The 14,958-nt window shown below is 46.0% G+C and carries 15 protein-coding genes; 5 read left to right on the plus strand and 10 right to left on the minus strand.

Features of this window, described 5'->3' with window-relative positions; translation table 11 throughout:
* Window positions 1–30: 30 nt before the first annotated feature.
* Genes ACKFKH_RS00285 through ACKFKH_RS00295 form a run of 3 tightly spaced genes read right to left on the minus strand, consistent with a single transcriptional unit; the run spans window position 31 to window position 3,013 of the window.
* Window positions 31–855, minus strand: coding sequence for a carbohydrate ABC transporter permease (locus ACKFKH_RS00285; protein WP_446856212.1), 825 nt, complete (start codon window positions 853–855; stop codon window positions 31–33).
* Window positions 856–863: 8 nt separating this feature from the next.
* Window positions 864–1,766 carry a carbohydrate ABC transporter permease gene (locus ACKFKH_RS00290; RefSeq protein ID WP_446856213.1) on the minus strand — a complete coding sequence of 301 codons (903 nt, stop codon included), beginning with the start codon at window positions 1,764–1,766 and terminating at the stop codon, window positions 864–866.
* Window positions 1,767–1,768: 2 nt separating this feature from the next.
* Complete coding sequence (locus ACKFKH_RS00295; RefSeq protein ID WP_446856214.1) at window positions 1,769–3,013, minus strand: ABC transporter substrate-binding protein; 1,245 nt, start codon at window positions 3,011–3,013, stop codon at window positions 1,769–1,771.
* A gap of 104 nt (window positions 3,014–3,117) precedes the next feature.
* Here ACKFKH_RS00295 and ACKFKH_RS00300 point away from each other — a divergent pair, with 104 nt between their 5' ends.
* A complete protein-coding gene (locus ACKFKH_RS00300; RefSeq protein WP_446856215.1) occupies window positions 3,118–4,446 on the plus strand; it encodes an ABC transporter substrate-binding protein in 1,329 nt (442 codons plus the stop codon).
* On the opposite strand, the gene ACKFKH_RS00305 is transcribed toward ACKFKH_RS00300, so the two are convergent.
* From ACKFKH_RS00305 to ACKFKH_RS00325, 5 genes are all read right to left on the minus strand, one after another.
* A complete protein-coding gene (locus ACKFKH_RS00305; RefSeq protein WP_446856216.1) occupies window positions 4,443–5,477 on the minus strand; it encodes an FkbM family methyltransferase in 1,035 nt (344 codons plus the stop codon). The two genes, ACKFKH_RS00300 and ACKFKH_RS00305, sit on opposite strands and share 4 nt — an antisense overlap.
* A 38-nt stretch (window positions 5,478–5,515) precedes the next feature.
* On the minus strand, window positions 5,516–5,962 hold the full coding sequence (locus ACKFKH_RS00310; RefSeq protein ID WP_446856217.1) for a type II toxin-antitoxin system VapC family toxin: 447 nt from the start codon (window positions 5,960–5,962) through the stop codon (window positions 5,516–5,518).
* Window positions 5,950–6,165, minus strand: a complete 216-nt coding sequence (locus tag ACKFKH_RS00315; RefSeq protein ID WP_446856218.1) for a hypothetical protein — start codon at window positions 6,163–6,165, stop codon at window positions 5,950–5,952. Before ACKFKH_RS00315 ends, ACKFKH_RS00310 begins: the two co-directional genes overlap by 13 nt.
* Before the next feature lie 89 nt (window positions 6,166–6,254).
* Window positions 6,255–6,764, minus strand: coding sequence for a hypothetical protein (locus ACKFKH_RS00320; RefSeq protein WP_446856219.1), 510 nt, complete (start codon window positions 6,762–6,764; stop codon window positions 6,255–6,257).
* 312 nt (window positions 6,765–7,076) lie between these two features.
* Window positions 7,077–7,334, minus strand: coding sequence for a hypothetical protein (locus tag ACKFKH_RS00325; protein WP_446856220.1), 258 nt, complete (start codon window positions 7,332–7,334; stop codon window positions 7,077–7,079).
* 261 nt (window positions 7,335–7,595) lie between these two features.
* On the opposite strand from ACKFKH_RS00325, the gene ACKFKH_RS00330 reads away from it, so the two are divergent.
* The 4 genes from ACKFKH_RS00330 (at window position 7,596) to ACKFKH_RS00345 (ending at window position 12,829) form a co-directional block, all read left to right on the plus strand.
* Window positions 7,596–8,819, plus strand: a complete 1,224-nt coding sequence (locus tag ACKFKH_RS00330) for a glycosyltransferase (RefSeq protein ID WP_446856221.1) — start codon at window positions 7,596–7,598, stop codon at window positions 8,817–8,819.
* Window positions 8,819–9,916, plus strand: coding sequence for a glycosyltransferase (locus tag ACKFKH_RS00335; protein WP_446856222.1), 1,098 nt, complete (start codon window positions 8,819–8,821; stop codon window positions 9,914–9,916). Before ACKFKH_RS00330 ends, ACKFKH_RS00335 begins: the two co-directional genes overlap by 1 nt.
* 22 nt (window positions 9,917–9,938) lie before the next feature.
* Window positions 9,939–11,795, plus strand: coding sequence for an ABC transporter ATP-binding protein (locus ACKFKH_RS00340; RefSeq protein WP_446856223.1), 1,857 nt, complete (start codon window positions 9,939–9,941; stop codon window positions 11,793–11,795).
* A gap of 680 nt (window positions 11,796–12,475) precedes the next feature.
* Complete coding sequence (locus ACKFKH_RS00345) at window positions 12,476–12,829, plus strand: hypothetical protein (RefSeq protein ID WP_446856224.1); 354 nt, start codon at window positions 12,476–12,478, stop codon at window positions 12,827–12,829.
* 96 nt (window positions 12,830–12,925) lie between these two features.
* Here ACKFKH_RS00345 and ACKFKH_RS00350 read toward each other — a convergent pair whose 3' ends face one another.
* Window positions 12,926–14,059, minus strand: a complete 1,134-nt coding sequence (locus tag ACKFKH_RS00350; protein WP_446856225.1) for an ABC transporter ATP-binding protein — start codon at window positions 14,057–14,059, stop codon at window positions 12,926–12,928.
* Window positions 14,060–14,072: 13 nt separating this feature from the next.
* Entirely contained in the window at window positions 14,073–14,957 is an 885-nt protein-coding gene (locus ACKFKH_RS00355; protein WP_446856226.1) for a carbohydrate ABC transporter permease, read from the minus strand.
* Between the last annotated feature and the right edge of the window lies 1 nt (window position 14,958).

Genomic DNA, 14,958 nt, shown 5'->3' on the forward strand with positions numbered 1-14,958 from the left:
GAATAGACAAAAATTGCGATCAAAGGGTTCTTATTTTCCGCCTGTAAAGGTGACTCCTTGAATAAAGTAGCGATTAAAAAAGGCGTAGATTGCCAGAGCGGGAAGGGTAAACACCATTGAGGCGGCCATGATGTAGTTCCAATAAGTAATATATTCCCCCTTAAAAGCATTTAGCCCTAACGGTAGCGTGAACATTTCTGGGTTAGACATGACGACAAGCGGTAAGAGAAATTCGTTCCAGGAACTCATGAAAATGAAAATTGTTTGAGCTGCTAAAGCAGGTTTTGCAAGCGGTAAAACGACTTGAAAAAAGGTTTCAAAACGGTTTAATCCATCCAATGCGGCCGCTTCTTCTAATTCTTTGGGAAAGTTGAGAAAGAACTGACGCATCATAAAAATAAAGGTGGCATTGACTAAAGTGGGAACAATTAATCCTTGATAAGAATTAAGCCATCCGAAGGATTTTAAAATCAAAAACTTGGGGAGTAATGTAATCTGACCGGGGACTACTAAGACCGCCAAAATCAGAAAAAACCACCATTTTCTACCCGGAAAATGAATTCTCGCTAGGGCATATCCCGACATTGAATTAAATAGTAGATTGAAGGTTGTTACAATCACTGCTACTAAGACACTGTTGAAGAGCCATCTTCCAAATAAAGGCTCTTGTGTGAAGATTTTCTGATAATTCTCGATCGTAAACTCCTGTGGGATAAAGTTAGCGCCCCCCGCCGAGATCTCTGCCAACGACTTGAACGAGGCAGACAACGCCCAGGTGAATGGAATGAACGTGATCACCGTGTAGAGGACTAATCCTACATAGAGAAGCCAGTTTGACCTTAGCGATCGCATCATTTTTTCACCTAATCTAAGCTTTCTTCTTTGAACAGCGTTCTTTGAATTAAAGTCACACTCATAATCACAAAAGCTAACATTAACGTCAGCGCTAATGCGTAGCCCATATCCAAGTTTTTGAAGGCGTATTGGTAGATTAGAAGCACGATCGTCAAGGTTGCATTATTCGGCCCGCCTGAGCCATTAGAGAAGATATAAGACTGATCAAATAATTGAAACGTCCCAATTACTCCCATTACAATCACAAAAAAAGTAACAGGTTTCAAAAAGGGAAGTGTGATGCACCAAAACTTTTCCCAGGGTGTCGCGCCATCAATCACGGCTGCCTCATATAAACTTTCTGGAATATCTTGAAGGGCTGCTAGATAAATCACCATAAACAGCGGTGCCGTTGACCAAATGTTCATGATCATGATTCCCTTGAGCGCCACTTCTGGATCGCCTAGCCAGTTGTACGCAGAAATTCCGAATAAGCCAAGGAAGCTATTTAGTAAGCCATTCGTATTATAAATCCACATAAAAATCAGTGTCAGGACGGCTGAAGAAGTTACGGTTGGTAAAAAGAAGGCTACCCGAAACCAACTTTTTCCTTTAATTTTTGTATTCAATGCTAAAGCTAAACTAAGGGCAAGTAGCGTCTGAATTGGAACGACGATCGCCACATATTCAACCGTATTTTGTAAAGCGATCCAGACTCGCTCATCGCTTCCCATTCGTACAAAATTTCTCAATCCATTAAATCGGTAACTCACCTCACCCAAAAGTTGAACTCTGTGAAATGCGAGTACGATCGTGTAGAGAATCGGTAAGACTAAAAAGATACCTAAAATGACGATCGTAGGCATCATAAAAACATAGCCCGTCACGCCTTCTCTCGAACTTTGTTTGTTCCAGAAGTGTTTTTTTAGCATCACTAGTTTGATAAATAAATTTCTCGATTTGCGGTATCTTGAGCTTTTCTCATCGCATCGGGTAATGATTGCTCTCCTAACAAAGCGCTAATGAATTGATTGTCAAAATTGGTGAGAATTGTGGGTAAAGTTTCGCCTGCTTGCCAGATAGTGGCGTATTTGGCTCCGGCGACTAGAGGCGCATAAAGCGGATCGCGATCGTATCCCAACTCGGTTAAGACCGATCGACGCGATGGCAATGCAAACCCCTGATTACCTGATGCTTTCATTCCTTCTGGGCTGGTCAAATATTCGATCAGTTTCCAGGCAGCTTCTTTGTGTTTTGATTGGCGATTCATCACATAGGCAACCGTGTACGCCATTGTGCCTTTTTTACCATTAATTGTCGGCACTTCTGCGGTCGCAAACTTTAAGTTAGGAAAGGTTTCTCGAAAGTAGGGAATTGCCCAGGCACCCTCGATCGCCATCACGATTTTCCCTTGTCCAAATCCCTCACTATTCGAGTTTGCTCCTACATCAGACGGTTGAGCGGCAGAGCGATCGTTTCGATACTGGTCTACCACTAATTGCAATCCTTTCAAGCCTTCTGGGGCGGCGAATGCAGCGTAGTTTTTCTGATCTACTAGCTTGCCACCAAAAGCTTTGATCATAAAAGACTGCCTTGCAAGTTCTGGAGCGACTCCCATTCCATATTGATCAATTCTGCCGTCCTTATTTTGGTCGATCGTCAGTCTTTTAGACTTTTGAATTAATTCATTCCAGGTTTTAGGAGGCGCAATGTTTGCTTGAGAAAGAGCAGCTTGATTATAGAAAAGAGCGAGTGTGGAAAAGTCTTTAGGAATACCATAGATTTTGTCATTTTGCTTAAAAGCATTCATTAAAGATGATTCAAAATCTTTGATATTATGTTCAGGTGTAATATACAAATTTAACGGCTCTAGTACTTCATATTTCATCAGTAAAGGAGCTTCAAATGAATCTAAATAAAATACATCTGGAGCCACGTCTCCAATCAAACGAGTTTTGATCACATCCATATATTGACTGTTGATGACTTCTCGCTTGACTTGAATATTAGGGTATTTTTTCTCAAATTGATCAATCACCTGTTCTAATAGTCGTGACTCAGCCGGATTGCTTTGCCAGCCGCTTAAAGTAATTTCGATCGCTGCATCTTTTTGCGTCGATCGACAGCCAGCCAACAGCATCAACGCCAAAACTGAAAGACCAGAAAGCAGTTTTCTCATCAGAAAATCTTTCCAAATAGTGAGATATTTAGATTATCGAAGCGATCGAGCGCTAAACTGACTCCCGTAAGATAGAGATTGGTGCGGGCGAGGGATTCAAAACAATGATTCAAATCATGCAGCGTTGGTTGATTGGGTTGGTTGCTTGCTTATTTTTGAGCTTACTGCTGACGAGCTGCGAGGGTCATTCAGCTTTACAATCCTCTGCAATTCAACTCACGCTTTGGCAAGGGGTGAATCCGCCTCCCAATCGAGATGTTTTGCAAAAGCTGGTGGACAAGTTTAATCAGCAGCATTCTGATATTCAAGTTGAGTCGATTTACGTGGGTCAGGGCGATCAGCAAATGCCCAAAATTCTCGCGGCTGTGGTGGGAAATGCTGCCCCGGATATGCTTTGGTTTGCGCCCATGTTGACAGGTCAGTTGGTCGAATTGGATGCGCTGCGCCCGTTGGATGATTTTCTCGCGACTTCACCACTCAAAGGAGAACTCGATCGCGCCCTTTTTGAAACGATGAATTATCAGGGACAAAATTGGTCGATTCCTTTTAGCACCAACAATGTCGGGATTTATTATCGTCCTAGTTTGTTCAAGGCGGCGGGCATTACGGAGCTACCGCAGACGTGGGATGAGTTTCGTCAGGTGGCGAGGCGGCTAACTCGTGACACCGACAGCGACGGACGAGTTGATCAACACGGAATGCTGCTGCCATTGGGCAAAGGGGAATGGAGCGTCTTTACGTGGTTGCCGTTTATGTGGAGCGGTGGCGGCGAGTTGATTGAGAAAACAGCAGTTCAATCGGGTACTCCCGACAACACAGGTTCGGTCATCAAAGAGGATGTGACGATCGTCAATAAAGGCGCGATCGCAGCGCTGCAATTTTGGCGTGACTTGATTCAAGACGGTTCGGCTATTCTTTCGCAACCAGAGCGCGGCTATGAGTTGGATGGCTTTTTGGCAGGCAAAGTGGCCATGCAGATTTCCGGGCCCTGGACACTGGGACAACTGCAAGCGACGAAAACGGATTTTGGCGTGATGCCCATTCCATCGGGAACTCGACAGGCAACGGCGATCGGGGGCGAAAATCTGTTTCTCTTTAAATCGACACCTGATCGAGAACGAGCCGCCTTCACCTTCGCCGAATACGTGATGAGCGAAGCCTTTCAAACCGAATGGGCGATCGGCACTGGCTATTTGCCCATCAATCTAAAATCTCGCGAGAGTGCTGCTTACCAGGAATTCAAGGCCAAACAGCCCGCCGTCGATGTGTTTTTAAATCAAGCAAAGTATGGACGATCGCGCCCAATTTTTCCGGGTTACAATCGCATCTCAGATAACTTAGGACGAGCGATCGAAGCCACGTTAATGGGACGCAGTTCTCCCGATCAATCGCTCAAATCGTCTCAAGAAAGGCTCGACCTAATCTTTAATTAAACGATCGCGGTTGCCAAGATATCCAGATGCATCGTATCTCCGGTTCCGAATTTTTGGTTAATCTGATGCCAATAATTCATCACCTCAGATGGCTCATTCATTGCTTTTAAATTGCCAGAAAGCTCAATCACCGAAAGTTGATATCCCAACCTGGCAAGTGTGTCTAAATATTCTTGAGGCTGCCCGTTTCCAGAAGATTGAATCAACTTGGGATGAAACTCAGAAATGACGATCGGTTTGTGTTTATGCAAAGTTTCTGTCATGCCTTGAAGAGCGATCGGTTCATGACCTTCGATATCCATTTTTACAACATCAATTTTGGGTTCGTGCTGGAGTAGAGTCTCGATCGCCACTCCTTGCACATAGTCAGCATCAGACTCATCAACTGAATGAACAAATCCATAAGCAGCATGACCACTCAGTTGCAAGAGCTTATGTTTATCCGTTGCCGCATACGGAAAGATCACCACATTCTCAAACTCATTTTCATGAAGGCTGCGATAGAGAAGTTGTAGGCAATTTTGGTTTGGCTCAAATCCAATTACTTTCCCCTTTTTCAATTTACAAGCTGCGACTAAAACAAACCAGCCAATATTGCACCCCACATCGACAAAAACATGATCAGGTTGCAAAATATTTTGCAGAGTTGTTGTTACATGAGGTTCATACTTTTGTTGGAAATGATCTTGAGAATGATGTTGAGAAATTGTATTTGCAACCGGAGAATCATTCGGATCGACATAGAGAACAAAATCATTCGTCACAATGCGATCTTTTGATCTGAGCGTCTGCTTTTTGCGAAATTCTTGAGACTCTAAAAAGCCTTTGACAAGCTCGTCGATCGATATTCCTGAAGCGACATTTTTAGACCACGCCTGCCACCCTTCTGCGTCTGCTTTTCGCCCTAACAAAAGTCGATAACAAAAGTAAAGATCTGCGAGATCAGCCTGTTGAGTTTGCAGTCCAGATAATGTTTTTCTTAAAGGACGACTCAACCAAAAAGACAAGCGTGATTTGAAGCGTGATTTCATGCTCTTTAGAACTCCAGATTAACGTTCCAGTTGAGTGTCTATTTACTCAGAAGCTCATTCAAAACTAAAACTTCTAAATCTGGGACAGTACTTAAGCGCCTATCATTCGTTAAGAAAAACGTAGCACCTTCTCGTATAGCAGTTGCAACCTGAATTGCGTCTGGAGTTCTCAAATTACGTGTTGCTCTCAACTGGGCCGCAACTTCGGCAATCTCAGCAGAGATAGATACTGTGGTTAGACTTTCTTGATCAAGAATAATATCGCGGTACTGTTCAACAAGTTCTATATTGCCCGCCCGAAGTGGATGAACCAGCACCTCTGTCAAAGTCAATGTAGATGTCACGACTTGAAAATCACCCCGGCTCATTGCTTGAAAAAAGGTACGAACAACCTTTAAATATGTCTCATTTTGCTCAATCAAATAGATGAGTAGTGCCGTATCTAAACCAACAACTTTACCTTGTAGCTGAGTCAGCCATCCCATGAATCACGTTCCTGGTTAACGTATTCTTGAGCATCAATTCCCTGCCAAGTTTCTTTTCCTAAGCCTTCTAGTTCCACAATGCTACGTTTCGGTTTTACCAGCATACGGCGACGCACCATTGCAGCCAACTCTTCTAGCAGACGGAGTTGCTCATCGGGATTAAGATTTTTAACTTCGCGGCGAATCTCTTGATAAGTAGACATATTCCTTATTCGATGACTCTATCGCCAATCATGCCACATTGTTGGTTTGTATGGAAGTTCATTTGACCTAGTTACTTTCGCGCAAAAACTCATCTATCAGAACCTCCTAGCAACTCGTTAATAGAGTGCATCAGAGAATTGGGAATCGTGCAATTTTTGACCGATCGGGTAGTCATCGTAGTCATCCCTGCTTTCTCAAAATAGATTAGGTCAGGCTCCGTGCGTGTTAAATCCAGAACATCCAAAAGATAGCCGACTAATCCTTCACTAGTGCTAATTGAAAATAGCCACTCTGAAAACGCCCACCAGGTGTTGTCGTATGTATCATCATCAATCAGAATACGAAAACACAACTGGTTGTTAAGAAAAACGCTTCGACGAGTCTGGTTATAAGTCTCGGAGAAAGATTCCTCTCCCATCCGATGCTGATTGTTGGCAATGATTCGTCTCCATTCATCATCAAATCCTTGATCACATGCGGTGAAAAAAGAATCATCAAGCGATGTCTGAAAGTCGTAGGACTCCGATCGCGTCATATACATCAACGTCTCAAGATCCTCGTGTAACAGTTGGGGTTGTAGGTCGAGGATCAAAGCCATCTCAAATGCTCTACCCATCTAAGTTTTAGTACACTTCAGTAAGTTTTGTGGAATTTAGTAGACAGAAATCTACATTCTCCAGGTGCAACCTATCTACTTAAAATCAACAAATGACTCTCAAGTATTGCCCCAGATTACTTACGACTCCTGAGCTTATGTCTTCCGCTATTACGACGATCGTCAAAATGCTCAAATCTCTGCTCGATGATTTGCAGGAGCAAGTTGCAGATCATATCCGCGAGTACATTGCCCTTAGATGTAAAAATTGAGTGCGTCATTGACACAGGGTTTGAGGGCTTTTTAATCGGTGGTTTAATCTTCTGTCAGGCTGCAAAATTCGTCGGTGTGCAGCAAGATTTCGCCGTAGTCGGGAATCCAGGCTAACCAGTGGTTTTCGGCAGATTGGCAGAGGAGCCACGCTTCATCAAAGCTGAATGCAGTGGGCGGGTTAAGCAATCTCACCCACATTGAGGGCGTAGATCTGGGAGAACAGCTAACCGATCGACCTCGAAGTGCTTCCCAAGCGCGGGATGAGGGATTGATGGCACAAAAGTTTGATTCTAGTGGCATAACACGATCCTTTGTAGCGTCAGGGTTGCGCCCTTTTAAAGCCTCGTTTTCGAGAAGTTTGTAGAACGCGATAAAATTTATTCTGTAGCTTATGATACGGTTTCTCCTCTCTCTAACTGAAGATTTGTATTAGAAATTTACGTTTACAAAAGTCAATGCTCATCAGAAAAATGCAAAATATTCTACCGAAAAGTAGATTGGCAATCTCAATGCATCCGACACAATAAGATGAACGAAAGTTGAACGACAACGCTCTAGAGAATGACCCGGATTGCGCTAATTGCTGGCACTTACAAACCCGATCGCTGTGGCGTGGCCCACTATACCGATCGCTTGAGAAATGCGCTGACTGAACGGGGAATCGAAACGATCGTTTTGACCACTCATGAGGCGGGAACTGATTCGACAATTCGAGGTGTTGTAAAGGATTGGAATATCAGCAATCTGATTCCCTTAATTCGAGCGATTCACCAAACTCAGGCGGATATCTTACACATTCAACACGCTGCGGGAACTTATGGATTCGATCGGGCCATCTTCCTACTACCACTGCTGTTGAGGCTGTCGAGGTGGCACTCTCCGATCGTAACAACCATTCATGAGTATGGCTGGTGGGAATGGCAGCTGAAATGGATTCCCACATCGCTGGTTGAATGGTTGAAGACATCGGGGCAGAAACGGGGCTGGTGGGATCGTGAAGATGGCTTTTTGATCACTCAAAGCGATATAATTGTTACCACGACTGTAGATGCAGAACGAGTCATTAGTGAGCGTTTACCACATATTCAAACTCATCGAATTCCCATTGGGGTCAATGTTGAAGTGGCGAAGGTTGCGCGCTCGATCGCTCGTCAGCAGTTATTGCAGGCTTGTCAGTGGACAGAGCATTCAAAAGTCATTGCTTTCTTTGGATTTCTGCATCCCGTTAAAGGATTAGAAACGTTATTACCCGCTTTCAAAAAGGTTTTGGTCACTCAGCCTGAAGCGCGATTGGTGTTGATTGGCGGGGTTGAGAGTTTGGCGCTGTGGGGCAGTGATGCTCAAAACTATTGGCAAAAATTAGAGGATACGATCGCTCAACTCGATCTAAAAAATCACGTTCACATGACGGGCTATTTGGATGCGGATACGGCTTCTCATTACCTCACGGCTTCTGACATTGGGGTACTGCCTTTTAATCATGGGGTCACGCTCAAAAGTGGCTCTCTGCTGGCGTTGATGGCGCACCAATTGCCTGTGATTGTGACTTGTGTTGATCGTAGTGATTTGCCGAATGTGAGAGCGGTTGCTCCCCGCAATATTGCTCAGTTATCTGATGCATTACTCAATCTGCTTTGTGATTTTGAGCTGAGAAATCAGCTTAGTGTTAGTGGGTATCAATTTAGTCAACGATTTGATTGGTCTAGCATTGCAGATTCTCATATTAAAGTATATCAATCTGTGTTGTCAAAACGTTCTAAGGTCGCTTCTACTGCCATTATCTAATGTTAAATCGTCCTTTGCGAGTAGTGGTTTATACCGATTCGGCTGGTATTGGAGGGGCTGAGATCAGTTTGGGTCATTTGGTTGCAACCGCGTCTGAGAAGATTGAGATCACCGTTGTGGGCGTTTCGTCGTTGGTTGTAAATGCGATCGCTGATCGTCGCTCTCAATCTTCTAGAATTTGCTTGTCTGATAACTTTCTGGATCATCTTCTAACATTTAATCGATTACGTCCCGATATTATTCACATTAATCTTTGTACTCCCTGGGCGTGTTTAACGGCGTTAAGTGCTGCGTTGTTGCTTCCATACGCTCGTGTGATTCGCGTGGATCAGTTGCCTTTGAGAACGACGGATGCGATCGCCCTGTGGCGGACTCGGTTTCTGTCTCTGAGAGTCGATGCCCACGTTGCGGTCGGGGAGGCGAGTTCACGAAAAATGGAGGACTTTTATGCGCTGGGTCGTCATAGCGTAATTTCGATTCCCAATGGGGTGCCTGATTTGGGCGAACCGAAGCCGCTACCTCAGAGAAAACCGATGATCGTGGGCAGTATTGGACGACTGGATGCGATGAAGGCACATGACATTTTGCTGAGAGCGATCGCTCAAGTCGAAAACACCCAAGTCGTCATTTTAGGCGAAGGCGATCAGCGCAACTCATTAGAACAGTTGGCAGCAGAATTGGGGATTGGCGATCGAGTCACACTACCGGGATGGGTTGAAAATCCTCGTGCTTACCTGCCTCAATTCGATGTCGTGGCGCTGCCTTCTCGATCGGAAGGATTCCCCTTAGCAATGGTCGAAGCAATGTTAGCTGGAATCCCTGTGATTGCCACTCGTGTCGGAAGTATGCCTGAAGCGATTACCGATGGTGAAACAGGAATGCTGATCGAAAAAAATGACGTTAATGGATTAGTAAATTCACTCCGACGATTGCGAGATGATCCACGTTTGCGAATTCGACTGGGACAACAAGCCAGAAAAAAAGCAGTCAGTCACTTTACCGTCGAAGCCATGACCGCAAGTTATGAGCATCTCTGGTATAAACTGCTGAACCAGCCTCGATTGCCCCGATTTTTCATTCCCCGACCTCACGATTGAAGGCAAACGCTATCCTGGAAGAATGTATTACAGACAACAACTCAGACGCTTGTTACAGAGCGCATCTCAATCTCTCTCAATTTTTCAATACTGTGGACGAGCGATCGAGCTAGTCTGGACAACCAACCGCCAATTAACTATTCTTTTAGCGTTCCTGACGCTGATCGCAGGACTATTACCTGCCGTAGTCGCTTACACTGGAAAACTGATTGTCGATTCTGTTGTCGTCGCTTCTCAATCGGGGACAGAAAGCGATCTTTTCGAGATACCCGCAAGGGGGCGCTGGACAGCACTTAATTACCTTGGACTTGAAGCCATCACTGTCGCAATTTTGGCAGGAAGCAGACAGGGACTTGCTTTGTGTCAATCCTTGTTGCGGGTGCTGCTCGGTCAAAAGGTCAACGTGCTGATTCTCGAAAAGGCTTTGACGCTGGATATGGCTCACTTTGAGGACTCTGAATTTTACGACAAGATGACCCGCGCCAGACGCGAAGCTTCCAGTCGTCCGTTGAGTCTGGTGGGGCGGACTTTTGGAATCGTTCAGGAAGGGTTGACGCTGATTACCTATGGCGGTTTGCTGATTCGATTTTCGATTTGGGCGGTGGTGGCGTTGATGGTGACAGCGATTCCGGCATTTGTGGCGGAGACTCGATTTGCGGGTGAAGCCTTCCGGTTGTTTCGCTGGAGAACGCCTGAATCGAGAGAACAAAATTATCTGGAATGGCTGATTACTAACGAAGCTCCTGCGATGGAAATTAAGCTCTATCAGTTGGGCGAAACGCTGCTCGATCGCTACCACGCTATTTTTAATCGGCTATTTGGCGAAGACCGCGATCTGACCATTCGGCGAGGGGTTTGGAGTTATCTGCTCAGTCTCGTTAGTACAACTGCCTTTTATGGCGCGTATGTCTGGATTGTGATCGAAACCATTCTCGGTCGCATTACCCTGGGTGAATTAACCATGTATCTTGTCGTATTCCGTCAGGGTCAATCTGCGTTTGCGTCGATATTGAGTTCGATTGGCGGTATGTATGAAGATAGTTTGTATCTCTCGAATCTGTACGAGTTTTTAGAACAAAAAATTCCTCATCCTCAAGGACTTTCCACCCAGGGCACGATACCTGGTGATGGGCTGCGATTTGAGAATGTCAGCTTCACCTATCCCGGTCAAGAAAAACGAGCGATCGACGACGTAACCTTTCATCTCAAGCCAGGAGAAAAGCTGGCGATCGTGGGTGAAAATGGTTCCGGTAAAACAACGCTGATTAAACTACTGACTCGACTCTATACCCCTGACTCTGGGCGAATTTTGCTCGACGGCTTGGATTTACAAATCTGGGATGTTGACGTTCTACAAAAACGCATCGGCGTGATCTTTCAAAACTTCATGCGGTATCAATTTAGCGTTGGCGAAAACGTTGGCGTTGGTGATGTCGTTCATCTGGAAGATAGCGATCGCTGGCATCAGGCCGCCGACAAAGGCAATGCGCTCCCATTCATCCAAGAAATGCCTGAAGGCTTCCAAACTCGCCTGGGACGATGGTTCAAAAGCGGACGCGAACTTTCGGGCGGACAGTGGCAAAAAGTCGCGCTCTCACGGGCATTCATGCGAACCAGCGCCGACCTGTTGATCTTAGACGAGCCGACCTCCGCAATGGATGCCGAATCAGAAGTGCAAATCTTCGATCGCTTTCGCGCCATGACCCCCAACCAGATGGCAATTTTGATTTCTCACCGCTTCTCTACGGTCAGAATGGCGGACAAAATCATGGTGCTGTCGGCAGGCGAAATCGTCGAACAAGGCACCCACAGCGACTTAGTAGAAGCCAAAGGACGCTACGCCTATCTGTTTGGACTGCAAGCGGCGGGATATCAATAAGGATCATGGCTTAAATAACTCCGAAATTTCACCCTCACCCTAGCCCTCTCCCCAAGGCTACCGTGTACACACAAGTTGATTGATCCGTCATTGCCGAGACCCTTCGCCCCCTAAATCCCCCAAAATTGGGGGACTTTGAATGCTAGGCAATCTCTCTGGGTCAAAGTCCCCCAGATTGGGAGATTTAGGGGGCTGAAGCCGCTTGAAACGAAGCGATTCCGGACTTGTGTGTACACGGTAGCTCCCCAAGGAGAGGGAACCAGACTCTAGCCCCCTTTTCCTTCGGGAGAAGAGTTGGCGAGGGCTTCGCCCCACTTTGTGAGGAGGGCGCTCCGAGACTCTACAATTGTCGAAGTTATTTAATTCTCATTCCTAAGCAAAAGTACTCACTACAAGATTACTTCAGCCTCTACTTGACGAGAATCAAAATTCCAGATATTCTCTCAAATCAAGGACGCTTTTTCGTCGCGAGAAGGTCGTCCGATCGCCCAAAAAATCTAGTCTGTCGCCGCCCAAGGCTGTTAGAGCAACCGAGGGCAGCTAACCCGCGAGACTGACTTACCCAGTCCAGAGGGCTAATGGAGGATTTTAACACTCCTTTAGCCGCTCCGACTTGTTCTGCTCGTTGGGGCGGCTAGTTTTTTGGGTTTCTTCGGAAACTTAAAATTGGAGTACCCATTATGGCAGAACGTCTGTTGAACGCTGGCTTTTGGCTGTGCGATTACGCTTACGCAATTTTAGAATGGCTGCAATTTCGCTTGCTTCCCGATACCATTTCCCGTTTTACAGTGACTTCGTTTCGCGTTCCACTTCAGGATCTTTTACCGGATAGTGCCATTCCTCAGTCTGATGAGTTTGAAGCGCTGCGCGTGTTAATTATCGGTTCTTCAGAGGGTGTAACCGAGACAATTCAAAACCTACATGCACGAGGATTTGCAGAGCCTAGCGCCTGGAGTCCTCTACTTCCCGCGCCCAACTTTGGAGACGTAATGAGCATTCTCACCAGACAGCGAAGAAAATCAGACCAATCGTAACCTTCAACAAAAAGAAACAAGGGGGATGTCAAACCCCACTCCGCCCACCGGAACAGTTTTTTCATCCCTCATCCCTCATCCCTCATCCCTCATCCCTCATCCCCTAACCATCTCCCTCGCCGTTGTGCTGGTAATCCGATCGCCCGTTGCCGCATCAAACCAGTGAATTTCTTCAACCGGAATCGACAGCTTAACCGGGTCGCCCACGCTAATCCCTTGATGAATTTCCATGAGCGCTCGAATGGTCATCGGTTCACGATTGGCATTCTCAACTTTAATGCTGATCAGATTGTGCATTCCTAGATTTTCAACTAAGAAAACTTGACCTCTAAGGGCGGATTCTTCGTTCGATCGCGACAGATGCACATGTTCTGGACGCAGACCCAAAATGATTTCTTTAGCAGAAGTTCCCTGCGGAATTGGGATACGAGTGCTGCCGACGATCGCGTTACCACCCTCACAAGGAACGCGCAAAAAGTTCATCTGCGGACTGCCAATAAATCCGGCGACAAACTGATTGGCGGGATGAGTATAAATCCGTTCTGGTGTGTCAAACTGCTGCAAATGTCCATTGTTCAAAACTGCCACTTTGGTTGAGAGCGTCATGGCCTCAGTTTGGTCGTGCGTCACATAAACGACAGGTGCATTTTGCGATCCAAATAGCTGTTTGAGTTCTGCCCGAACGTGTTCTCTGAGCAATGCATCCAGGTTACTCAACGGCTCATCTAACAGAAACACATCCGGACGGCGTACTAGAGTCCGAGCGACGGCAACCCGTTGACGCTGACCGCCAGAAAGCTGACCTGGCTTGCGTTCCATCAATTCGTCCAGTCCCAAGAAATCAGACACTTCCTGAATCCGTTGCTGGATTTCTCCCGCAGGCGTTTTGCGAAGCTTCATCCCAGACGCAATATTTTCGCGCACCGTCATGTGAGGATAAAGCGCATAACTTTGGAAGACCATTGCAATATTGCGATCGCCTGGCCCCAATCGGCTCACATCTCGCCCGTTAATCAAAACCTGACCACTGGTTGGCTGTTCTAACCCAGCAATCAACCGAAGAATCGTCGATTTTCCACAGCCCGACGGCCCCAACAGCGTCAAAAACTCACCCGGCCCAACACTCAAACTAATGTTTTTGACCGGGACAACCTTGGGATTATAAGCCTTGCGTAGATCTACAATCTCAAGTCTTCTGTCGATCGTTCTTTCGTCTTGCATCGGTTTCATGGTTCTAATCCTTTTATCCTTTAACGGCTCCTGCGGTCAGACCTTGTACAATTCGACGTTGGAAAAACAACACCAGCAAAACTAGCGGAATGGTGCCTAAAACGGTGGCGGCGGCGATCGGCCCAAACGGAATCTCAAACGGGGACGCTCCACCCAGTTGTGCGCCTGCTACGGGGACAGTTTTCATCTCTTCACGAGTGATAAACGTCAGCGCAAAAATGAACTCATTCCAGGCAGAAATAAAGGTGAGAATCCCAGTGGTCACCAGCGCAGGAATCGTCATCGGCAAAACAATCTCAAGCAACATCCGCCAAGTGCTGTAACCATCGACTCTTGCAGCATCTTCTAAATCCTTGGGCAATTGCTGAAAGAAACTCCGCATAACCAGAATTGTCAACGGTAAATTGATTGCTGTGTAGGGAACAATTAACGCCAAATAATTATTGCCCAAGTTCAAAAAGCGAACAATCTCCAGCAATCCTAAAAATAATAGAATTGGAGGAAACAACGTCACGATCAAAACACCTGCAAGGATCACACGTTCGCCTTGAAGTTTTAATCGAGCCAGCGCATACGCAGCAGGTGCCCCCAATCCTAAAGCGAGAATGGTAGAGGCAATCGAAACCAAAGCGCTATTGAGAATGTAATTAAAAAACGGACGACGCGCAAACAACTCTTGATAGTGAGTCAGCGTATACCGACTGGGGAAATACACATTTGGCACAGCAGAGATGTCAGCGTTTACCTTAACCGAAGTCAACAGTTGCCACAAAATCGGAGCTAAACAGAACAAAACGGTGAACGCAACCGCCAACGGCAAGATCACCTTTCGCAATGAAGCCCGACCCGACCCCGACGGTGTTTTGCGATTAATATGGTCAGGAAAAACAGTAGTCATG

The organism is Phormidesmis sp. 146-20, assembly GCF_052939475.1.